This window comes from Curtobacterium sp. 18060, from assembly GCF_902706105.1.
Classification (GTDB): Bacteria; Actinomycetota; Actinomycetes; order Actinomycetales; family Microbacteriaceae; genus Curtobacterium.
This window is the reverse complement of sequence record NZ_CACSJV010000002.1, coordinates 181,991-202,676: the sequence shown is the minus strand read 5'-3', so window position 1 is coordinate 202,676 and position 20,686 is coordinate 181,991. Positions and strand designations below refer to the sequence as shown.

Here is a 20,686-nt window from a genome sequence, read left to right as displayed (position 1 = left end):
GCTCCTGCGGCAGTGGGCGTGGCCCCAGGGCGGACGGGAGGCCCGTGGCGGGCCCGCCACGGGCCTCCCGTCCGTCGGTCACGGCGTTCAGGACGGGACGACGACGTCCTCGGGCTGGCCGCTGGCAGCCGAACGACCGGCTGCCTCCATGAGTGCGAGGCTGCGCAGGTTGTCGCGGCCGCTCGTCGCCGGTGCCGGACCGCCCTCGACCGAACGGGCGAAGGCCTGCAGCCCGCCCTGGCGGTCGGTGTGCTCGAGCACGGGCAGCTCGACGGGCTCGGCCTCGTCGTCCTGGGTGCGGCGGAGGGTGACCACGTCGCCGTCGACCGCGTTCGGCGCTCCGTCGCGGCTGGTGAACCAGAGTTCGCCGTCCTCGCCCTGGATGCTCCACTCGCCGGCCCACGCCGTGCGGGGGCCGCGGCTCAGCCAGCTGCCGCGGTAGCTGACGACCAGCCCACCATCGAGCTCGATGAGCATCGAGGCGATGGCTTCGTCCTGGTACTTGCTGTACGACGGGAAGGTCGCCTTGGTGAAGACCCGGACGGCCTCCTGCCCGGTGACCATCCGCAGCAGGTCGAAGTGGTGGATGGCCATGTCGTTGATCATGGCGTGGGGGAACTTGTAGTGCGGGTGTTCCTCGAACGCCAGGTCGTTGTCCCACTGCCGGAAGTCGACGTTGATCGCGGAGAGCTCGCCCACGGTGTTCGCAGCGAGCAGGTCCTGCACGGCGCGCGGTGCCGGGTACCAGCGGTAGTTCTGGCTGACCTGCAGCACGAGGCCGAGCTCCTCGGCACGGCGCACGGCGGTGACGGCCTCGTCCGTGGTGTTGGCGAACGGCTTCTCGACCAGGACGTGCTTGCCGGCGTCGAGGGCCTCGAGCGCGAGCGGCACGTGGGTGACGGCGGGGGCGGTGATGACGACGGCGTCGGCCTCGACCCCGGCGAGCGCCTCGGTCAGGGACGCGAACGCAGCGGACGCGGGCAGCCCGAGGTCCTGCTGCACGGCGGTCAGCGTCGCCGGCACCGGGTCGACGATCCCGACCACCTCCACTTCGGAGACCTCTGGGATGGCGGTGCGGGCCCAGTTGCCGCCCCACCCTCCGAGACCGACGTGGATGATCCGGACCGTCATGCGTGCACTCCTTCGTGGCTGCCGCGTCACGACTCCCGTGACGCGTCCGTCCAGTCTGTCAGTGCTGCGGGCGGTGGGCGCCGAGGTTCGGGCGCCGAGGTTCCACGACATGCCGCGTCCGCGGCGTCGAGGTTCCACGGATCGCGCCGGGCGACGTCGAGATGCCGAGATTTCGGAACCTCGACGGGACGCTGACGGAGCCCGACCGCGACCAGCGCGACCCGGGCGCTCAGTGTGTGAAGGCGTAGGCGATGAGCGCCATCGTCACGATGAACCCAGCCAGGTAGTTGATCCAGAGGAACCGCTTCCACCCGGCGTTCGCGGCCTCGGCACCCTGGTCCGTGATGTTCCACCACGGCAGCACGTTGAGCGCGTACGGGATCACGACGACGGCGGCGATCGGTCCGGGGAACGCCGAGAAGAGCAGCGCGACGCCGGCGACCAGGTACGCGACGAACGCGAGTCGCACGGTCGCCCGCGCACCGATGACGGTCGCGACCGACCCGATGCCGCCGGCCCGGTCGGCCAGGACGTCCTGCACGGCGCCGAAGGCGTGCGAGGCGACCCCCCACAGGAAGAACGCGATGCAGACGGCGACGAGCTGGCCGGTCCAGTGCGGTCCGGCGAGCGCCAGGCCGTAGATCGCGGGCGAGACGAAGTGGGTCGACGAGGTCAGGGAGTCGAGGAAGGGCTTCTCCTTGAACCGCAGCCCCGGCGCCGAGTACGCGATGACGGCGAAGACGCTGATCGCGAGGACGAGCCACGACCAGGGCCCGTTCCCGCTCACCGCCCCGAGCACGACGAGCGCGACCAGGAACGGCACGTTCGTGGCGACGACGGCCCAGAGCGTGGTGCGGTGGACGCTCTTGTCGAGCAGCGCCCCCTCGACGCCGCCCTTGCGCGGGTTGCGCAGGTCGGATTCGTAGTCGAAGACGTCGTTGATGCCGTACATCGCCAGGTTGTAGGGCACCAGGAAGTACACGACGCCGACCAGGAACGCGACGAGCGAGAACCCGCCGCCGCCGCTGTCGTCAACGCTGACGCCGACCCCGCTGCCGAGCAGGTACGCGGCACCGAACGGGTAGGCGGTGTTCACCCAGCTGATCGGACGCGACGAGACGAACAGGGCTCGCAGGGTCGACGGCCTGGAGGCGGTGCTGGCGTTCACGGGGTGTCCTCCGGTGGTGCGGTGGTCGGGTCGGGCGCGGGGCGCGCGGCGGCCGGGTCGCGCGGGCCCGTCCGGTCGAACAGGACCCAGAGGCTGGGCAGCAGCACGATCGCCGCCATCGCGTAGGCGAGGTCCTCGACCGGGATCGCCCCGATCTTCGCCCCGCTGATGAGCGAGGGGTCGTAGGCGACGATGCGCAGGGTCACGATGACGTTGTCGAACACGATCGTCATCACGAGCAGCGCGACCCCGGCGACGAGCGACGTGACCAGTGCGACCCGGCGGCCGGGCCCCGGTGCGCGTCCCGCCGTTCGTGCACGGCGCGCGGCCACGATGCCGGCGACGACCGCCACCACCGCCACGACGGCGAAGAACGGCAGGGCCAGGAAGGCGTACGCGCCGGAGCCGGTCACGGGCGCCGCCGTCCGAGCGACCGCTGCACGACGGGCCGGACGAAGCCGACCAGGTCCATCGTCGAGTAGCAGAGCAGCAGCAGGAAGAAGAGTTCCTCGAGCGGGACCTCGGGGGCGAGCAGCACCCCGGTCAGCAGGTGCTGCGGGCCGATGAAGAAGATGCCGTACGCGACCCCGGCGACGTCCCACACCATGAAGAACGCGACGCCGACGACCATCACCGCAGCCGCACGCCACGGCGCTCGCCAGAAGAACAGCCGGAAGCGGGCGTCGAGCACGGTCATGCCGATCAGCGACACGACCAGGCCGGCGAGGTACAGCCCCGGCATCAGGCGGTGCCGGCCTGGTTCCGCGGGGTGCCGAGCGGCGTCGGCAGCGGTTCGGTGCTCGTGTCGCCGTGGATCCGCTTGAGCAGGACCTCGGCGCTGATCAGGCACATCGGCAGACCGATGCCCGGGATCGTGGACGCCCCGGCGTAGTACAGGCCCTCGACCTTGGCCGACGCGTTCTTCTCGCGGAAGAACGCACTCTGCTTGAGCGTGTGCGCGGGACCGAGCATCGACCCGTTCCACGCGTTGAGGTCGTCGGCGAAGTCGCGCGGGCCGATCGTCCGGCGGACCCGGATGCGGTCCCGCAGGTCGGGGACGCCCGAACGCTCGGCGACGACGTCGATGGCGCGGTCGGCGATCTGCTCGACCTCGTAGTCGCCGGCACCGTCGATCCCGCCCTTGCCGATGGACAGGTCGGCGGGCAGCGGCACCAGGATGAACAGGTTGCTCGAGCCGCGGGGTGCGACGGAGGGGTCGGTCTCCGACGGCGCGCAGACGTAGATCGACGCGGGGTCGGGGACGTGCCGGTCCTTGCCGAAGATCGCGCCGAAGTTCGCCTTCCAGTCCTCGGTGAACACCAGGGTGTGGTGCAGCAGGCCGGGCGTCGGTCCGTCGATGCCGAGGTAGACGAGCACGGCGCTCGGCCCGGGGTCGCGGGTCTTCCAGTGCTCGGCACCGTGGGTGCGGTGCTCGCGGTCGAGCAGCTGCATCTCGGTGTGCTGCAGGTCGGCGGCGCTCACGACCAGGTCGGCCGGAGCCGTGTGCTGCACGCCGTCGCGGTCGCGGTGCACGACCCCGGTGGCGACGCCGTCCTCGACGACGATCCGTTCGACCTTCGCGCCGGCGATGATCTTCGCGCCCTCGGCACGGGCAACCCGCTCGACCGCGGCGATCACCTCGGTGATGCCGCCCTTCGGGTAGAGCACCCCGTCGGCGAGGTCGAGGTGGCTCATCAGGTGGTACATGCTCGGTGCGGCGTACGGGCTCGTGCCCAGGAAGACGGCCGGGTAGCCCAGGATCTGCCAGAGCCGCCGGTCCTTGACCGCCGAGGCAGCGCGGGACGACAACGGCTGCAGGAGGAGCCGGGCGAGCTTCGGCAGGCGACGGAGCACGTCGGGGGCGGCGAGCTTCGTGAGGTCCTGGAACGTCGTGTACAGGAACCGGCGGATCGCCATCGCGTAGGTGTCCTCGGCCGAGGCGAGGTACTTCCGGATGCGCTTGCCGGCTCCGGGCTCGACGGACTCGAACAGCGCGATGTTCGCCTCGGCGTCGGCGCGCAGGTCGATCGGCTCGTCGTTGCCCTCGCTGTAGACGCGGTACCCGGGGTCGAGCTTCACGAGGTCGAGTTCGGCGTCGGCCGAGGTACCGAGCAGCTGGAAGAAGTGGTCGAACACCTCGGGCATGAGGTACCACGACGGCCCGGTGTCGAACCGGAAGCCGTCGCGCTCCCACGAACCGGCACGGCCGCCGAGCTGCGACCGCTGCTCGAGCACGGTCACGGCGAAGCCGTCCCGCGCGAGCAGCGCCGCGGACGCCAGTCCGCTGATGCCGCCGCCGATCACGACGGCGCGTCGGGCGGGCACCTTGCGCCGGGTGGTGGCGGCGACGGCCGTCGGACGGGAGGCGCGGGGCGGGGTCATGACGTGCCTCCTGGCCGACGGGTGGCCACCTTCGACCGCACGGGGGCGCGTCCGGCGAGCACCTGTGCGGCCAGGCGTGCCTTCACCGGGTTCGGGACGCGCACGCGCGTCGTCACCAGGCGCGTCGCCGGTGTGCGGGCGATGCGGTCGTTGAGTTCCTGGAACAGGGCGTGCGCGAGTCCGACGGCGGCGCGCGCGTCGGACGGCAGCAGGCGGATCGTCCGGGCCGCGTGGTCGAGGTCGGCCTGCACGCCGGCGACCAGCCGGTCCTTCGTGGCCTCGTCGAACGAACGGATGTCGACCCCCGGGAAGTAGGAGCGACCGAGCACCTCGAAGTCGGCGTGCAGGTCCCGCAGGAAGTTCACCTTCTGGAACGCGGCGCCGAGCGCACGGGCCCCCGCGACCAGTTCTGCCTGGTCGAAGGTCGGTCGGCCGGCGCGGTGGACGAAAGCCCGCAGGCACATCAGCCCCACGACCTCGGCCGAGCCGTACACGTAGGCGTCGAACGAGGCGTCGTCGTGCTCGGTGCGCTCCAGGTCCATCCGCATCGACGCGAAGAACGGCTTCGTGAGCTCCGCGCCGAAGCCCGTGACCCGCGCGGTCCGGGCGAACGCGTGCACGACGGGGTTCACCGAGAAGCCGAGGGCGATCGCTCGCTCGGTGTCGGCCTCGAGCTCGTCGAGGACCGTCCGAGCCAGGTCGGGGTCGAGACCCGCCTCGGTCGCGGGACCGTCGACGACCTCATCGGCGACCCGCACCAGCGCGTAGACGTTCCGGATGTGCTCGCGGGCGTCCTTGGCGAGCAACCGGCTCGCCAGACCGAACGACGTCGAGTAGCGGTCGATGACGACGCTCGACGCGGCCTCGGCCGTGGCGTCGTACAGGGGCAGCCGACCGGACGGCGCGCTGCCGGTCCGGGTGGTCTCGGTCGTCACCGGGCGCGCTCCACGAGTTCGGTCACGAGGCCCTCCAGGCGGTCGGCGAGGTCGTACGGCAGTCCGGAGAGCTCGGCACGGGCGAGTGCGACGTGGTCGGCGATCCGGGACTCGGCTGCGGCACGGGCGCCGCAGGTGACCAGGGTCGCACGGAGTTCGGCCGCGCGTTCCTCCGTCAGGTCCGGGTCGCCGAGGTAGGGAGCGATGTCCGGCCAGCAGTCCGTCGTGGCCGCGTACGCGATGAGCATGGTCCGCTTGCCCTCGCGCAGGTCCCCCAGCACGCTCTTGCCGGTGGTCGTCTCGTCGCCGAACACCCCGAGCAGGTCGTCGACGATCTGGTAGGCGATGCCGATCTCGCGGCCGAAGGCGCCGAGCGCGGTGACGACGGTCTCGGGCGCGCCGGCGAGCACGGCACCGGACTGCAGCGGCGCCTCGAACGAGTAGACGCTCGTCTTCGCCCGTTCCATCGCCAGGACCTCGTCCACCGTCGGCATCACGCCGAGCGCCAAGTCGACGTCGGTCATCTCACCGGCGGCGCTGGCGAACACGGCTTCGTCGAGCAGTTCGAGCAGACGCCCACGACGCTCGCCCGTCACACCAGAGGACTCGATGAACCGCGGCGCGCCGGAGAGCGCGAGGTCGCCCGCGATCACGGCGGCGCTCATCCCGCGGTGCTCGGCGGTCGGCAGTGGCAGCCCACCGGTGGTGCCGGCGTCGCGGTAGGAGCCCGCGACGTTCGGCTGGCCGCGGCGCGCCCAGTCACGGTCGATGACGTCGTCGTGCACCACCAGCGCGGTGTGCAGGAGTTCGTAGGCCGCGGCGACGTGCGCGGCAGCGTGCACGTCGTCCCCGCCGAGGCCGAGGTACGCGGTCAGGACCATGCGCGGTCGGAAGCGCTTGCCGCCCAGGCTCGCCTTGCGGAGCACCCGCCAGAGTTCCTCGGACGGACGGCCGTAGCGCGCGGCACGAGCCGAGGACACGACGAAGAAGCGCTCGAGACAGTCGTCGACGAGCGCGAGGTCGATGTGCGCCACGGTGGCCGCTTCCTCGCTCATTGGCCTAACCTATCGGTGCAGATGAGCGCTTTCCCGGAAACCGTGGTCCTGCTGGCCGACGACCGTACCCCGATCGGCACAGCGGACAAGTTCACGGTGCACACAGACCACACGCCCCTCCACCTGGCCTTCTCGTGCCACGTCCGCAACACCGACGGGGACGTCCTGGTGACCCGTCGCGCCCTGTCGAAGAAGACGTGGCCCGGTGTCTGGACGAACACGTTCTGCGGGCACCCCGGCCCCGACGAGTCGTTCGAGGACGCCATCGCCCGCCGGGCATCGCGCGAACTCGGCATCACCGTGCGCGACGTCGAGCTCGTGCTGCCGGACTTCCGGTACCGCGCGGTCGACGCCTCGGGGATCGTCGAGAACGAGGTCTGCCCGGTGTTCCGCGCCGTCACCGACGACCTGCCCGCCCCCGCGGACGACGAGGTCGCCGAGTACGCCTGGGTCTCCGAGGACTCGCTGCGGGCCGCCGTCGCCGGTGCGCCGTTCGGCTGGAGCCCCTGGCTGGGCTGGCAGCTGACCGAGCTCGAGGCCGCGGGCCTGCACATCACCCGCTGACCCCGGCCGCGCGGTCCCCGCCGGTCCGGGGCGGGGGCGAGACTCGGGCTGCGCGACACTCCTCGTGCCCGCGAGCGCGAGAACTGTCGCCCACGCCGAGTCTCGAGTGCGCCGGGTCCAGTCTCGAGTGCGCGGCCAGCGACTGTCAGGGCGCGTCATCGACAATGGTCGGTATGACCACGACGGAACGCGATGCCGCACCGCGCGCTGGCGCCGCCGCCGTGCTCGAAGCACTCCGCGACGACCCGGTGATCGCCAGCGTGAAGGACGCCTCGGCGCTCGACGAGGTCCTGGCCTCCGACCGGGGCGTCGTGTTCGTCCTGTACGGCAGCGTCCTCGACGTCGCGGACGTCGTCGACCGGGCGAAGGACGCCGGCAAGACAGTCTTCGTGGACGTCGACCTGCTCGACGGGTTCTCGGCGCGCGAGGTCGTGGTGACCTGGATCGCCGAGCACACCCGCGCCGACGGGGTGCTCTCCACCAAGTCGAACCTGGTCCGCGCCGCCAAGCGTGCGGGGCTCGTTGCCGTCCAACGGTTCTTCCTGGTCGACTCGTTCTCGTACCACCAGCTGCCCCGGGTGGTCGAGCAGGCGAAGCCCGACGCGATCGAGATCCTGCCCGGGTGCATGCCGCGGGTCATCACGTGGCTCCGCGACGACACCACGGTGCCGGTCATCGCCGGCGGCTTGGTGTGCGACAAGGCGGACGTCATGGCGGCGCTCGGCGCGGGCGCGATCGCCGTGGCCTCGTCGAACCGCGACGTCTGGGGCATGTGAGCCCACGCAGGTCCTCGCCGCGAACCGGCGGGAGTGGTGACCGCCTGGAGGCCCGGTGCCGATCTCGTGGACCGGCACCGGGCCTCCAGGCTGTCGCGTTCGACGTCCGCGGCCGTCAGCCGACGATCGCTGCGGTCCGCCGGTACAGCTCGTCGGTGTGGGCCGTGACGTCGGCGTGCACCGCACGCAGCGCGTCGTAGACCGTCGCGGTCGACGGGTCCGGCGCGAACCGGTCCCGCTCGACGACCATCGCCTCGGCCGCCGCGGCGAACGACGGGTGCACACCCGTCGCGACGGCAGCGCAGATCGCGGCCCCGCGCCCGGCGGCGCTGTCGCCCACGATGCGGATGGCCGGTGTCTGGAAGACGTCCGCCATCACCCGCATCATGAGGTCCGACGACGAACCGCCACCGGAGACGACCACGCGCTCGTACGGCGTGCCGAGCTCTGCGGCCATGGCGTCGCTGCGGTCGCGCATCGTCATCGCGATGCCCTCGAGGATCGACCGGTAGACGTGCGCTCGGCCCTGCCGTCCGTCGAAGCCGAGGATCGACCCCTTCCGGAACGCTGCGTCCGCCGGCGCGAGCCAGTCGAGCACCGTGAGGAGCCCGTCGGAACCGGCAGCGACCGCGGCGGCCTCGCGGTTCAGCCGGTCCTCGGCCCGCTCCCCCGCGGACTCGGCCGCGGCGGCGTAGTCCGGCCCGAGCAGATCGCGGAACCAGCTCACCGTCCACATGCCGCGGCGGATGCCGCCGGACTCGTACAGGTACCGGCCCGGTTCCGCACCGAAGTTGGTCCAGAAGTCGGTCCCGCCGGCGGTGTTCCGCTCACCGACGGACATGCCGGCGATGTACGTGCCGAGCGACACGAGCAGGGTGGTCGGGTCGAGGAGCCCGCAGCCGAGGGCCTCCACCGCCTTGTCGTTGGCCGTCGCGACCACTGGCAGTCCGACCGGCAGGCCCGTCGCCTTGCTCGCAGCTGCCGTCACGGTGCCGAGTACCTCGCCCGGGTCGACGAGCTCGAGGAGCTGCGACCGCTGCATGCCCGTTGCGGCATACGCGGCGTCGTCGGTCGCCCAGCGCCAGGTGTCGGTGTCGATCGGCCACATGCCCTGGTAGTTGGCGGCGGTGTCGCGGAACGCGCCCGTGAGCCGGTGACCGACGTAACCCGAGGAGGTGGTGACGTACGCCACGTCGTCGTGCTCGGCCGTGAACGGCTGCCCGACGCGGGCGTCCATCCAGCTCATCACCGGCTGGGCGAGCGACCCGTCGGCGCGCAGCACCGCTCGGCAGAACCGGATGGTGCAGAGCCCGACGCCGACGATCTCGGACGGGTCCCCGCGGAAGGCCGCCATCGCGATGCGGCACGCCGCCGCGACGGAGTCCCAGAGATCGTCGTCCGGATGCTCGACCACGCCGGGCGCCGGTGTGTGGTTCGGCCGCAGCGGCACGCGCCCCTCGGCGACGACGACGCCCCGCTCGTCGAAGACCGTGACCTTCGACGACTGCGAGCCGTTGTCGATGCCGACGAGGTAGCGAGTCATGCGCCCGTGGCTCCGAATCGCGTGTCGGGGTGCTCAGCGGCCGACTGGATCGCTCCGGGTGCAGGGAAGATCGTGCCCTTGTTCATGATGCCCTTCGGGTCGAACTGCGCCTTGAGCCCCTGCATGATCGCGAACGCGGAGCCGTGCTCCTCCTCGACCCACGGGGTGCGGTACTTGCCGACGCCGTGGTGGTGGACCATCGAGCCACCGTGACGCAGGGCCTCCTCGACGATGATCGCGTTGAGCGGGATGTGGTACTTCTCGATCTCCTCCTCCGGGGAGCAGTCGATCCGGTAGTCGTACACGAAGTACATGTTCGTGCCGGTCTGGTAGCTGTGCGACGAGTGACCGCCGAGCATCGTGAGGTCCTCGGCGTGCGGGTACTCGTCGCGGATACGGGCGATGACCGCGTCGTACACGTCGCCGACGGCGGACCAGTCGGCGGAGATCTCGGTCGTGTAGCCGAGCTGGCGGTCCTGCAGCATCACCGCCTTCTCGGCGTCGATCTTGTCCTGCCCCCAGTTGAGGTTGTCGAACCAGGCCTCGATGAGCGCCGGGTCGACCTTCTCGTGCTGGTGCTGGTCGAGGACGCGCTGGATCTCCTCGGAGGTGGCACGCACGATGCCGGCCGGGCCCTCGGCGACGAACACCACGACGCACTTGTCCTTCGAGAAGTGCGAGAAGTGCTGGTTCGCGTCCTCCGGCGAGTACAGGCGCACGACGGAGGGGTGGAATCCGTTCGTGATGACCTCGCGCAGGATCGCGATGCCGGTGCGCATGTCGTCGACGAGCGCACCGTGGAACTCGTTGTTCTCCGGCTGGTACTTGAACACCTTGATCGTGACCTCGGTGATGACGCAGAGCGCGCCCTCGTTGCCGATGACGACGTGGCGGATGTCCGGGCCGGCGGAACGGCGCGGGACGGCCTTGATGCGGCGGACATCACCACCGGGGAAGACGGCCTCGAGCCCGACGACCATGTCCTCGATGGCGCCGTACAGCGTGGAGAACTGGCCGATGGACCGGGTCGCGACGAGCCCGCCGTACTGGGCCAACGGCTTGGACTGCGGCGAGTGACCGGTGGTCAGGCCCTGCAGGCGGAGCTCGTCCTCGAGGCGCTGGAGCGGCACGCCCGCCTGCACCGTCACCTGCATGTTCTCGGGATCGACGTTCAGCACGGCGTCCATGCGCGAGCAGTCCAGCACGATCGTGTCGACCACGCTCGTCTCGAGGCCACCCTCGGTGCCGGTCCGGCCCGTGCGCGGGACGATGTTGATCAGGTTGTCGTTCGCGAACACCAGGATCGCGGCGACGTCCTCGGTGGACTCGGCGTTCACGATGGCGACCGGGGCGGGCGCGTCGTAGATCCCGTGCACCGACTGGTACTTCTTGAACCGGTCGACGCTGGCGTCCTTGAGGTGCTGTTCGTCGGTGTCGATCTGCTCAGGTCGGACGATCTCGGCGAGGCGCGCGAGGATCTCGGAGCGGTCGAGGGTGGCGATCGAGTCGATCATGCGAAGGGTTGCCTTTCGTTGGTGTGGGTCGGAGCGCTGGTCGGGCGACTAGCGGACGAGGTATCCGCCGTCGACGGTCAGGGTGTGGCCGTTCACGTAGTCGGAGGCGCGCGAAGAGAGGAAGACCGTCGCGCCCATGAGGTCGGCGACGTCACCCCAGCGCCCGGCCGGGATGTGGTCGAGGACGCGCTGGTTCGTCTCCGGGTTGGACCGGGTCTGCTCGGTGATCTTCGTGGCGAAGTACCCCGGAGCGATCGCGTTGACCTGCACGTTGTGCTGCGCGAGTTCGTCGCAGTACGCCTTCGTGAAGCCGACGATGCCGTGCTTGGTCGCGGCGTACGCGGGCGACCACTGGCCGCCGAGGAACGCGAACAGCGACGCGATGTTGATGATCTTGCCGGAGCCCTGCGCGACGAAGTGCTTCGCGACCGCGTGCCCGAGGGCGAACGGCGCGGTGAGGTTGACCGCGACCATCGGGTCCCACTTCGCGCGGTCGAACGCGTCGACGTCGTCGAGCAGGCAGATGCCGGCCGAGTTCACCAGCACGTCGACGCCGCCGAGTCGCTCCACGCAGGCGTCCACGATCCGTTGCGGGGCGTCCGCCGCGGTGAGGTCGACCTCGAGGAACTCGTACCGTCGGCCCTCGCCCTCGACGAGCGCCCGGGTCGTGCCGTCGTCGTCGACCACGCTCGGCACGAAGACGTCGGCGCCGGCCTTGGCGAGAGCCAGCGAGAACGCCTGCCCGAGGCCGGAGTTGCCGCCGGTGACGATCGCCCGCTTGCCGGCGAGGCTGAACAGGTCCATCGAGAAGTCGCGGATGTCCATGGGTGTGGGGTCCTTTCGTGGTGCTTCAGGCGACGACGGCCACGTCGGGCGCCGTGTGGTTCCGGAGGTCTCGCGCGCGGACGCGCATGGTGAGGGTGGTGAGGAGGAAGCCGAGGACGGCCGCGCCGAGCAGGACGGCGAACATGGTCGTGTACCCGCCGCCCTGCGAGGGGACGCCGTTCGCCGGGTCCCCGACCCACCAGGCGCCGAGGGCAGGCAGGAACGCGTCCGGCAGGTAGGCGATGCCCGAGGCCAGCCCGATCACGCCGCCGCGCTGGGCGAGCGGGACCTCGACCTCGCCGATCTGCGCCCAGTAGACGCCGCGCGAAGTGAACACCGCGAGGCACATCACGATCATGAGCGCGACGGCGACCCACACCAGGGCGGGGTCCTGCGGCAGCAGGAGGAAGCCGGCGGCGCTGACGGCCGCGACGACGAACGTCCACCGGAGGAACGCCGGCGAGGACTTCGTCCACCGGTCGACGAGCACGCCGCCGACCGGGCCGCCGACGATCTGGAACACGTAGGTGCGGATGACGCCGATCGCGCCGAGGAGCACGACGGGCACGGCGAACCCGTTCTGCAGTAGCGGCGTGAGGTAGCCGAGCAGCGTGTAGAAGCAGTACATCAGCATGATCGAGGATCCGATGAGCCACGTGTACTTGTTGCGTGCGGCGGCGCCGAGTTCGCGGAGCGTGACCGTCTGTCGGCCGACCTGGCCCAGGGCATCGCGGTCCGTGCGGACGACGAGCAGGACCAGGCCGGCGAACACGAGGCAGAGCACGCCGTAGATGCGCATCACCCAGAGCACCCCGCCGGTGTCGGCGATCGCCGCGGCGACGATGCCGGCGCCGATGAAGCCCACGATCGTGGACGTGATGCCGCGGACGCCCTCGAGCCAGCCGAACAGCTTGCCCTGCTCGTCCGCCGAGCCGAGCATCGAGATGAGCTTGACGAGCGACGACCAGTACAGCCCCATGCCGAGCACGGCCATGAGCACGTGGGCGACGACGATCCCGGTCTCGTCCGGCACCGTCGCGAGCCAGAGGTCGACGACACCCATGCCGGCCAGCGCGACCACGATGAGGGCCTTCGGTGAGAAGCGGTCGGCGAACCACCCGCCGCAGAAGTACATGAGCACGGCGACGGCGCCGAACACCGAGGTGATCTCGCCGTAGCGCTGGATCGTGAGGTCGAGCGCATGCGCGGTGTCCGCGAGGAACACGAACCGGATGTACGCGACCTGGAAGATCACGCCGCCGGTCATGGACAGGACGATGAAGCTCAGCAGTCTGCGGGACTTGGTCAAGACCACTCCTTCGTGGTGTGGGTCGGATCGGGTCGGGGGAGGGGGTTCCGGGCACAAAAAAAGAACAGCGACACCCCAGCGCCGGTGCGCTGCGGGTGTCGCTGTTCTCTGAGGTCTGGAGCGACTGCCGTCCCTCGGGTGGGACGGCCGATCTGCAGTTGTCCGATCCGGCCCACGCGATATGCCGGATACGACGTGAACCGTAACCCATGATCACCCGCCAGCACAACTCAGGTGGCACGGATGCTCCGGACGTGCATAATGATCTGGCCCGGAATGTGAACGTGCACATCGACGTGCCACGGCCCCGGGCGGAAACGAGCAGCAATGGCGTCATCGCGGGCACAGCAACCGCGTTCGCCCAGCATCCGTGACGTCGCACGGATCGCGGGCGTTTCCCACCAGACCGTCTCGCGGGTGCTGAACAACTCCGACGCCATCCGCGACGCCACGCGCGACAAGGTGCTGGCGGCGATGGAGCAGCTGCAGTACCGGCCGAACCGTGCGGCGCGGGCCCTCGTCACGAGCCGGACCCACACGATCGGCGTCCTGACAGCCCGGCGCGCCCACTACGGCCCGGCGGTCGCACTGCAGGCGATCGAGGACGCGGCGATGCTGCGCGGGTACTCGGTGACGACGGCGAACATCGCCGAGGCGACCGACACCGCCGTGCGCGAGGGGCTCGGGCACCTGCTCGACCTGGACGTCGAGGGCATCGTCGTCATCGCTCCCCAGCAGCGGGTGTTCGACCTGATCGAGGAACTCGGCATCCGCACGCCGTACGTGACGATGCGGGCCAGTGTCGGCGAGGACCCGACGGCCCTGTGGGTCGACCAGATGGAGGGCGCGCGGCTCGCCACCGAGCACCTGCTCGACCTGGGCCACGAGTACATCCGGCACATCGCCGGCCCGCAGGACTGGATCGAGGCGGACGCCCGCATGCAGGGCTTCCTGCGCGCCATGTCGGACCGCGACATGTCCGTCGTCCCACCGATCCTGGGCGACTGGACGGCGGACTTCGGCTACCACGCCGGCCGAGAACTCCTGCGGTGGCGGGACTGCACGGCGGTGTTCTGCTCGAACGACCAGATGGCCCTGGGCGTCATGCACGCGGCGCGCTCCTACGGGCTCGACGTGCCGGGCGACCTGTCGGTGGTCGGCTACGACGACATCCCCGAGGCGAAGCACTTCTGGCCGCCGCTCACCACGGTGCAGGTCGACTTCGCCGAACTCGGGCGACGCTGCGTCGACCTGCTCCTGCCCGGCGACGACGAGCTCCTGCGGCCGATCGACATCGTCCCGCAGCTCGTCGTGCGCGCGTCCACGGGAGCCCCGCGCGGCCGGTGACGCGCCCACGGTCGATCCGCAGGACGCGGGGCGGACCGGCACCGTGCCTCCCGTCCGGGGGACGTTCGTGCGGGATCACGCAGGCCGTTACGAAAACGCGACCAATCCGAATTGACAGCCGCACCGGGGCTGTGCGTAAATTACCTCCGTCCAGCCGATGTGACCGTTCACATGAGCGTCACACCAGCGGGACACCGGACGCGACAACGAAGTCCACGCAGGCCACCTGCGCCCATTCGCTGCCGCAGCAGAACCACCGAAGAACTGCCGCATCGCAGCGGCAGAAGGAGATGCACTGTGGCGTCAACCCCGATCGACACCGGCCTCGAGACCCGGTCGATCACCGCACCCGAGACCATCCTCGAGATGCGCTCGATCACCAAGGAGTTCCCTGGTGTCAAGGCGCTCTCCGAGGTGTCCCTCAACGTCCGCGCCGGCGAGATCCACGCGATCTGCGGTGAGAACGGCGCCGGCAAGTCGACCCTGATGAAGGTCCTGTCGGGCGTCTACCCCTACGGCACCTACGACGGCGAGATCGTCTACGAGGGCGAAGAGGTCCGTTTCAAGGACATCAAGCAGTCCGAGCAGGCCGGCATCGTGATCATCCACCAGGAGCTCGCGCTGATCCCGGAGCTCTCGATCACCGAGAACCTGTTCCTCGGCAACGAGCCCGGCAAGTTCGGCGTGATCGACTGGACGAGCGCCCAGCTCCGCGCGCAGGACCTGCTCGCCCGCGTCGGCCTGGCCGACGACCCGGACACCCAGATCAAGAACATCGGTGTCGGCAAGCAGCAGCTGGTCGAGATCGCGAAGGCCCTGCACAAGGACGTCAAGCTCCTCATCCTCGACGAGCCGACCGCGGCCCTGAACGAGAACGACTCGCAGCACCTGCTCGACCTGATCGTCGGGCTGAAGGCCAAGGGCATCTCGAGCATCATCATCAGCCACAAGCTCAACGAGATCGAGCAGATCGCCGACGAGATCACGATCATCCGTGACGGCAAGACCATCGAGACGCTGAACGTCAAGGGCGACGGCGTCAACGAGGACCGCATCATCCGCGGCATGGTCGGCCGGTCGCTCGAGAGCCGGTTCCCGGACCGCACCCCGAAGATCGGCGAGACCTTCTTCGAGGTCCGCGACTGGACCGTGCAGCACCCGCTCGACGCCAGCCGCCTGGTCTGCAAGGGCTCGAACTTCCACGTCAAGCGTGGCGAGATCGTCGGCTTCGCGGGTCTGATGGGCGCCGGCCGCACCGAGCTCGCGATGAGCCTGTTCGGTCGCTCCTACGGCACCTGGCTCGGCGGCGAGATCATCAAGGACGGCCACGAGATCAAGGTCACGAACGTCCAGCAGGCGATCCAGAACGGCATGGGCTACGTCTCCGAGGACCGCAAGGCCCTCGGCCTCAACCTGCTCGACACCGTGAAGCGGTCCACCGTCTCCGCCGACCTGCAGAAGATCTCGAAGGGCGGCGTCGTCGACTCCATCGAGGAGTACGACGTCGCCGAGAAGTACCGGAAGATGCTCCGCACCAAGGTGCCGAGTGTCGAGGAGAACGTCGGGAAGCTCTCCGGCGGGAACCAGCAGAAGGTCGTCCTGTCCAAGTGGATGTTCACCGACCCGGACATCCTCATCCTCGACGAACCGACCCGTGGCATCGACGTGGGCGCGAAGTTCGAGATCTACGGCATCATCCAGCAGCTCGCAGCACAGGGGAAGGGCATCATCCTGATCTCCTCCGAGCTCCCCGAACTCCTCGGCCTCTCCGATCGCATCTACACGATCTTCGAGGGCCAGATCACGGCCGACGTCCCCGCGGACCAGGCCGATCCAGAAACGCTCATGCGCAGCATGACCTCCGCGCGGAAGGGCGCTCCCGTCTCATGAACAACCTGAAACTGCTCTTCGGCAAGGGCAACTCGATCGGCCAGTACGGCATGATCATCGCCCTCGTCGCGATCGTCATCTTCTTCTGGTTCACGACGGACGGGCTCATCCTCGAGCCCACCAACGTGATCAACCTGTTCCTGCAGTACTCCTACATCCTCATCCTCGCGCTGGGGATGGTCATGGTGATCATCGCGGGCCACATCGACCTGTCCGTCGGATCGGTGGCGGCGTTCGTCGGCATCATCGTCGCCCAGTCGATGTCGGTCTGGCACTTCCCGGTCTGGCTGGCGATCGTGCTCGGCCTGGTCGTCGGTGCGCTCGTCGGTGCCTGGCAGGGCTTCTGGGTGGCGTTCGTGAAGGTCCCGGCCTTCATCGTGACCCTGGCCGGCCAGCTGATCTTCCGCGGTGCGAACCAGATCATCGGTGCGTCCACCTCGGTCCCGACGCCGGACGGCTACAACACCATCGGCTCCGGCTTCCTCGGTGACTTCGGCCCCGACTTCGGGTTCTCGAACGGCACGCTGCTGATCGGCGCGGTGACCATCGCCGTCCTGATCATCGTCGAGGTCCGCGGTCGTGCCCGTCGCCGCAAGATGCAGGCCGAGGTCCCGCCGCTGTGGGTCTCCGTCGTCCGCACCGGCATCCTGGTCGCCGTCACCCTCGTCGCCACGTACCTGTTCGGCGCCGGCCCGGTCGGCACCTCGATCCCGATCGTCGCGATCATCCTCGGTGTCCTGACCATCGTCTACGGCTTCATCACGAAGAACACCATCTTCGGTCGCCAGGTCTACGCGGTCGGTGGCAACTCCAGCGCCGCCGTCCTGTCCGGCGTCAGCGCCCGCAAGGTGAACTTCTTCGTCATGGCGAACATGTCGGTCCTCGCCGCGATCGCCGGCATGGTGTTCGTCGGGTACTCGAACGCCTCGGGCCCCGCGGACGGCACCGGTTGGGAGCTCGACGCGATCGCCGCCGTGTTCGTCGGTGGTGCAGCGGTCGCCGGTGGCATCGGCACCATCTCCGGCTCCATCATCGGTGGCCTCGTGATGGCGCTGCTGTCGAACGGTCTGCAGCTGATGGGCATCGAGTCCAACAAGGTCCAGATCATCCGTGGTCTCGTGCTCCTCATCGCCGTCGCCTTCGACGTCTACTCGAAGTCGCAGGGCCGCCCGTCGCTCATCGGCGGCATGATGCGGCAGTTCCAGCGCAAGGACGCAGCCGAGGTCCCCGCGGCCCAGCAGCAGCCGCGCTCGATCGAGGACCAGCCCGACAAGATCACCCTCCCCTAGTCCAACCCTTCCCCTCACAGCACCACCACCTCAACGAAGAGAAAGCACTCTCATGCGCAAGAAGCTCATCGCCGGCATCGGTCTGGCACTCGTCGCGGGCCTGGCCCTCAGCGGCTGCTCGGCTCGTGGCACCTCCGACTCGGGCGACGGCTCCGGCTCGTCCATCAAGAAGGGCGACCTCATCGGCGTCGCCCTGCCGGCCAAGACCTCGCAGAACTGGGTGCTCGCGGGCGCCGCGTTCAAGAAGTCGATCGAGGACGCCGGCTTCAAGGCCGACATCCAGTACGCCAACGCCGGCAACCCGGTCCCCGACCAGCAGTCGCAGATCTCGGGCATGGTCACCAAGGGTGCGAAGGCGATCATCATCGGTGCTGCCGACGGTTCGCAGCTCGGCTCGCAGGTCAAGGCCGCCAAGGCCCAGGGCACGACCGTCATCGCCTGGGACCGCAACATCCTGAACACGAAGAACGTCGACTACTACGTCGCGTTCAACAACTTCAAGGTCGGCCAGCTGCAGGCCCAGGCACTGCTCAAGGGCCTCGAGGAGAAGAAGGGCGACGGACCGTACAACGTCGAGCTCTTCGCCGGTTCGCCGGACGACGCCAACGCCACCGTGTTCTTCAACGGTGCGATGGACGTCCTGCAGCCGAAGATCGACGACGGCACGCTGAAGGTCGTCTCGGGTCAGACCACGTTCGCCAAGGTGAACACGCAGGGCTGGCTCGCGCAGAAGGCCCAGTCGCGCATGACCGACCTGCTGGCCCAGTACTACACGGGTGACACCAAGCTCGACGGCGTCCTGTCGCCGAACGACACCCTCGCCCGTGCGATCCTCACCGCGACCAAGGCCGCTGGCAAGGACAACCCCGTCGTGACCGGGCAGGACTCGGAGACCGCTTCGATCCCGCTCATCATGCAGGGCACGCAGTACTCGACGATCTACAAGAACACCACGGAAGAGGCCCAGGCGGCCATCGACCTGGTGTCCGACCTCGCCGACGGCAAGACCCCGAAGACGACCAAGGACAAGAACAACGACAACGGTTCGAAGGTCGTCCCGGCCGTCGAGCTGACGCCGATCCTGGTCACGAAGGACAACGCGGTCGAGGCCTACAAGGGCAACGACACCCTCGAGGAGCTCGCCAAGAAGGGCTGATCTCCCCTGCTCACACGGACGGCCCCGTCTCGCTTCGGCGAGACGGGGCCGTCTTGCGTCGTCGTGGGGCCGGCCACGGTCGGACGGGAGGCCCGGGGCAGGTCGTGATCCGTGCCTCCCGTCCGCCGTGCACGCACGTCCGGTGCCCGCGCGACCCGCCGGGTCAGGGCCGGGTCGCGCGCAACCGCCGCGCCGCGTCGGCCAGGTGCGGCACGTCGGTGTGGGCCGTGCCGAACACCACCGCGCGGGTGGTGTCGAAGTAGCGCCGGGTCAGCCGGTCGCCGAGGTCGGACACCCGCGACCACGGGATGTCCGGTTCGCTCGCGGTGACGGTGCTCGGCAGGACACGGACCGCCTCGCCGATCTCGACCAGCCGCATCCGGACGGCGTCGTGCACCAGGTCCTCGGGCAGCCGCTCGTCGCCGACGTACCGGCCGATGGCCTCGCACGCGCCGATGACGTCGTCGAGTCGATCGCCGACCAGCCGGGGCGTCACCGGTTCCTGGCTCACAGCGGCACCGCGCGTCGGACGACCTCGGGGCTCATGCCGGCGGCGTCCACGACGTCGACGCGCACGCCGAGCAGTCGCTCGGCGCCGTCCTGGATGCGCATGAGCGCGAAGATGCCGAGCCCGGCGTCGACGTCGATCATCAGGTCGACGTCGCTGCCCGGGCCGTCCTCCCCGCGGGCGACGCTGCCGAACAACCGTGGGTTGCGGCCGCCGAACCGCTCCACGACGGCGACGAGGTCGTGCCGTGCTGCGGCGACGCGTTCGCGCAGCGGCGGTGGGTCCTCGACCGGTAGCAGGTCGATCGACGTGGTGAAGCCCGCGGCCCGGAGCATGCGCTGGAGTGCGGCGAGCGAGGGTTCGCGTCGGCCGTTCTCGTACGTGCTGATGACACTCTGCGTGACACCGGCCCGCCGGGCGAGCTGCACCTGCGTCAGTTCGGCGCGGTCACGGGCGTCACGGATGAGCGCGGCCGCCGACACCGTCGGCATCGGACGTGGAGGGACTGCGGACATGCTGCAACGATACACAGCATGCAACATTTCGTCCGCTGGATGACGCGCGGTGTCGACCCGGAACGACGTCATCGATGTCGCACGACGTCGATGACGTCGCTCCGGGTCGGACGGACCGCGGTCAGGGGCGCGCTGAGACGTCCGCGCGGTGGAAGTTCTGCGCCGAGCGGGACGGGGTCGGCCCGCGCTGGCCCTGGTACCGCGACTGGTACTCGGCCGAGCCGTACGGCTTCTCGGCAGGGCTGGACAGCTGGAAGAAGCACAGCTGCCCGATCTTCATGCCGGGCCAGAGCTTGATCGGCAGCGTCGCGACGTTCGACAGCTCGAGCGTCACGTGGCCGGAGAACCCGGGGTCGATGAAGCCCGCGGTCGAGTGGGTCAGGAGCCCGAGGCGTCCGAGCGAGCTCTTGCCCTCGAGCCGCGCGGCGATGTCGTCGGGCAACGTGACGACCTCGTAGGTCGAGCCGAGCACGAACTCGCCGGGGTGCAGCACGAAGGCCTCGTCCGGGTCGGTCTCGACCAGCCGGGTCAGGTCGGGCTGGTCGACCGCCGGGTCGATGTGCGGGTACTTGTGGTTGTCGAACAGCCGGAAGAACTTGTCGAGTCGGACGTCGATGCTCGACGGCTGGACGAGCGAGGCGTCGTGGGGGTCGAGACCGATCCGGCCCTCGGCGAGCTGGGCGGTGATGTCGCGATCGGAGAGCAGCACGCCGTGCAGCCTAGCGGCAGCGGACCCTCGCCGATATGCTGCGAGGCTGTCCGGAGCCGGGCGGCGTCGC

The 20,686-nt window shown here is 69.7% G+C and carries 21 protein-coding genes; 7 read left to right on the top strand and 14 right to left on the bottom strand.

The window, feature by feature from the left end:
- Positions 1-87: 87 nt before the first annotated feature.
- The 7 genes from GVL05_RS02360 to GVL05_RS02330 form a co-directional block, all read right to left on the bottom strand.
- Positions 88-1,131: a Gfo/Idh/MocA family protein gene (locus tag GVL05_RS02360; RefSeq protein ID WP_159570967.1), complete on the bottom strand. Its 1,044-nt coding sequence runs from the start codon at positions 1,129-1,131 to the stop codon at positions 88-90.
- Positions 1,132-1,360: 229 nt separating this feature from the next.
- Positions 1,361-2,299: a prenyltransferase gene (locus GVL05_RS02355; protein WP_123293496.1), complete on the bottom strand. Its 939-nt coding sequence runs from the start codon at positions 2,297-2,299 to the stop codon at positions 1,361-1,363.
- On the bottom strand, positions 2,296-2,712 hold the full coding sequence (locus tag GVL05_RS02350; RefSeq protein ID WP_159570965.1) for a lycopene cyclase domain-containing protein: 417 nt from the start codon (positions 2,710-2,712) through the stop codon (positions 2,296-2,298). The genes GVL05_RS02355 and GVL05_RS02350 overlap by 4 nt, the downstream gene beginning before the upstream one ends.
- The gene (locus tag GVL05_RS02345) at positions 2,709-3,041 is read right to left on the bottom strand and encodes a lycopene cyclase domain-containing protein (RefSeq protein WP_111085416.1); all 333 of its coding nucleotides are present in this window, start codon (positions 3,039-3,041) and stop codon (positions 2,709-2,711) included. The genes GVL05_RS02350 and GVL05_RS02345 overlap by 4 nt, the downstream gene beginning before the upstream one ends.
- Positions 3,041-4,681: a phytoene desaturase family protein gene (gene crtI / locus GVL05_RS02340; protein ID WP_235035804.1), complete on the bottom strand. Its 1,641-nt coding sequence runs from the start codon at positions 4,679-4,681 to the stop codon at positions 3,041-3,043. The genes GVL05_RS02345 and crtI overlap by 1 nt, the downstream gene beginning before the upstream one ends.
- A complete protein-coding gene (locus tag GVL05_RS02335) occupies positions 4,678-5,616 on the bottom strand; it encodes a phytoene/squalene synthase family protein (RefSeq protein WP_159570962.1) in 939 nt (312 codons plus the stop codon). Before GVL05_RS02335 ends, crtI begins: the two co-directional genes overlap by 4 nt.
- Positions 5,613-6,671 carry a polyprenyl synthetase family protein gene (locus GVL05_RS02330; RefSeq protein WP_111085415.1) on the bottom strand — a complete coding sequence of 353 codons (1,059 nt, stop codon included), beginning with the start codon at positions 6,669-6,671 and terminating at the stop codon, positions 5,613-5,615. The genes GVL05_RS02335 and GVL05_RS02330 overlap by 4 nt, the downstream gene beginning before the upstream one ends.
- 21 nt (positions 6,672-6,692) lie before the next feature.
- Between GVL05_RS02330 and idi the strand changes: the two genes are divergently transcribed.
- Positions 6,693-7,235, top strand: a complete 543-nt coding sequence (gene idi / locus GVL05_RS02325; protein ID WP_111085474.1) for an isopentenyl-diphosphate Delta-isomerase — start codon at positions 6,693-6,695, stop codon at positions 7,233-7,235.
- Between the two features lie 173 nt (positions 7,236-7,408).
- The gene (locus GVL05_RS02320; RefSeq protein WP_131844740.1) at positions 7,409-8,011 is read left to right on the top strand and encodes a glycerol-3-phosphate responsive antiterminator; all 603 of its coding nucleotides are present in this window, start codon (positions 7,409-7,411) and stop codon (positions 8,009-8,011) included.
- Between the two features lie 115 nt (positions 8,012-8,126).
- Here GVL05_RS02320 and GVL05_RS02315 read toward each other — a convergent pair whose 3' ends face one another.
- From GVL05_RS02315 to GVL05_RS02300, 4 genes are read right to left on the bottom strand one after another with little or no spacing between them, the layout of a single operon-like run.
- Entirely contained in the window at positions 8,127-9,554 is a 1,428-nt protein-coding gene (locus GVL05_RS02315; RefSeq protein WP_159570959.1) for an FGGY-family carbohydrate kinase, read from the bottom strand.
- Positions 9,551-11,068: an FAD-binding oxidoreductase gene (locus tag GVL05_RS02310; RefSeq protein ID WP_131844742.1), complete on the bottom strand. Its 1,518-nt coding sequence runs from the start codon at positions 11,066-11,068 to the stop codon at positions 9,551-9,553. Before GVL05_RS02310 ends, GVL05_RS02315 begins: the two co-directional genes overlap by 4 nt.
- 48 nt (positions 11,069-11,116) lie before the next feature.
- Entirely contained in the window at positions 11,117-11,893 is a 777-nt protein-coding gene (locus GVL05_RS02305) for an SDR family oxidoreductase (RefSeq protein ID WP_131844743.1), read from the bottom strand.
- Between the two features lie 25 nt (positions 11,894-11,918).
- Positions 11,919-13,202, bottom strand: coding sequence for a nitrate/nitrite transporter (locus tag GVL05_RS02300; RefSeq protein WP_131844744.1), 1,284 nt, complete (start codon positions 13,200-13,202; stop codon positions 11,919-11,921).
- 209 nt (positions 13,203-13,411) lie between these two features.
- On the opposite strand from GVL05_RS02300, the gene GVL05_RS19965 reads away from it, so the two are divergent.
- The 5 genes from GVL05_RS19965 (at position 13,412) to GVL05_RS02280 (ending at position 18,884) form a co-directional block, all read left to right on the top strand.
- Complete coding sequence (locus tag GVL05_RS19965) at positions 13,412-13,576, top strand: hypothetical protein (protein WP_165901269.1); 165 nt, start codon at positions 13,412-13,414, stop codon at positions 13,574-13,576.
- Positions 13,530-14,549 carry a LacI family DNA-binding transcriptional regulator gene (locus GVL05_RS02295; RefSeq protein ID WP_123293492.1) on the top strand — a complete coding sequence of 340 codons (1,020 nt, stop codon included), beginning with the start codon at positions 13,530-13,532 and terminating at the stop codon, positions 14,547-14,549. Before GVL05_RS19965 ends, GVL05_RS02295 begins: the two co-directional genes overlap by 47 nt.
- Before the next feature lie 366 nt (positions 14,550-14,915).
- Positions 14,916-16,439 carry a multiple monosaccharide ABC transporter ATP-binding protein gene (gene mmsA, locus GVL05_RS02290; protein WP_123293834.1) on the top strand — a complete coding sequence of 508 codons (1,524 nt, stop codon included), beginning with the start codon at positions 14,916-14,918 and terminating at the stop codon, positions 16,437-16,439.
- The gene (mmsB, locus tag GVL05_RS02285; protein WP_123293491.1) at positions 16,436-17,728 is read left to right on the top strand and encodes a multiple monosaccharide ABC transporter permease; all 1,293 of its coding nucleotides are present in this window, start codon (positions 16,436-16,438) and stop codon (positions 17,726-17,728) included. Before mmsA ends, mmsB begins: the two co-directional genes overlap by 4 nt.
- A 52-nt stretch (positions 17,729-17,780) precedes the next feature.
- Positions 17,781-18,884: a sugar-binding protein gene (locus GVL05_RS02280; RefSeq protein WP_159570956.1), complete on the top strand. Its 1,104-nt coding sequence runs from the start codon at positions 17,781-17,783 to the stop codon at positions 18,882-18,884.
- A gap of 163 nt (positions 18,885-19,047) precedes the next feature.
- Here the strand turns inward: GVL05_RS02280 and GVL05_RS02275 are convergent, their stop codons facing one another.
- From GVL05_RS02275 to dcd, 3 genes are all read right to left on the bottom strand, one after another.
- The gene (locus GVL05_RS02275) at positions 19,048-19,395 is read right to left on the bottom strand and encodes a DUF86 domain-containing protein (RefSeq protein WP_123293489.1); all 348 of its coding nucleotides are present in this window, start codon (positions 19,393-19,395) and stop codon (positions 19,048-19,050) included.
- Positions 19,392-19,907, bottom strand: a complete 516-nt coding sequence (locus GVL05_RS02270) for a helix-turn-helix domain-containing protein (RefSeq protein WP_159570953.1) — start codon at positions 19,905-19,907, stop codon at positions 19,392-19,394. The genes GVL05_RS02275 and GVL05_RS02270 overlap by 4 nt, the downstream gene beginning before the upstream one ends.
- 121 nt (positions 19,908-20,028) lie before the next feature.
- Positions 20,029-20,616, bottom strand: coding sequence for a dCTP deaminase (gene dcd / locus GVL05_RS02265; RefSeq protein ID WP_123339996.1), 588 nt, complete (start codon positions 20,614-20,616; stop codon positions 20,029-20,031).
- Between the last annotated feature and the right edge of the window lie 70 nt (positions 20,617-20,686).

Bases quoted from the DNA above. Each gene is read 5' to 3' on its own strand.
- GVL05_RS19965 (WP_165901269.1), top strand. From the start codon at position 13,412: ATGATCACCCGCCAGCACAACTCAGGTGGCACGGATGCTCCGGACGTG.
- GVL05_RS02320 (WP_131844740.1), top strand. From the start codon at position 7,409: ATGACCACGACGGAACGCGATGCCGCACCGCGCGCTGGCGCCGCCGCC.
- GVL05_RS02310 (WP_131844742.1), bottom strand. From the start codon at position 11,068: ATGATCGACTCGATCGCCACCCTCGACCGCTCCGAGATCCTCGCGCGC.
- GVL05_RS02305 (WP_131844743.1), bottom strand. From the start codon at position 11,893: ATGGACATCCGCGACTTCTCGATGGACCTGTTCAGCCTCGCCGGCAAG.
- mmsB (WP_123293491.1), top strand. From the start codon at position 16,436: ATGAACAACCTGAAACTGCTCTTCGGCAAGGGCAACTCGATCGGCCAG.
- GVL05_RS02295 (WP_123293492.1), top strand. From the start codon at position 13,530: ATGGCGTCATCGCGGGCACAGCAACCGCGTTCGCCCAGCATCCGTGAC.
- GVL05_RS02345 (WP_111085416.1), bottom strand. From the start codon at position 3,041: ATGCCGGGGCTGTACCTCGCCGGCCTGGTCGTGTCGCTGATCGGCATG.
- idi (WP_111085474.1), top strand. From the start codon at position 6,693: ATGAGCGCTTTCCCGGAAACCGTGGTCCTGCTGGCCGACGACCGTACC.
- GVL05_RS02315 (WP_159570959.1), bottom strand. From the start codon at position 9,554: ATGACTCGCTACCTCGTCGGCATCGACAACGGCTCGCAGTCGTCGAAG.
- mmsA (WP_123293834.1), top strand. From the start codon at position 14,916: ATGCGCTCGATCACCAAGGAGTTCCCTGGTGTCAAGGCGCTCTCCGAG.
- GVL05_RS02330 (WP_111085415.1), bottom strand. From the start codon at position 6,671: ATGAGCGAGGAAGCGGCCACCGTGGCGCACATCGACCTCGCGCTCGTC.
- GVL05_RS02360 (WP_159570967.1), bottom strand. From the start codon at position 1,131: ATGACGGTCCGGATCATCCACGTCGGTCTCGGAGGGTGGGGCGGCAAC.
- GVL05_RS02280 (WP_159570956.1), top strand. From the start codon at position 17,781: ATGCGCAAGAAGCTCATCGCCGGCATCGGTCTGGCACTCGTCGCGGGC.
- crtI (WP_235035804.1), bottom strand. From the start codon at position 4,681: ATGACCCCGCCCCGCGCCTCCCGTCCGACGGCCGTCGCCGCCACCACC.
- GVL05_RS02270 (WP_159570953.1), bottom strand. From the start codon at position 19,907: ATGTCCGCAGTCCCTCCACGTCCGATGCCGACGGTGTCGGCGGCCGCG.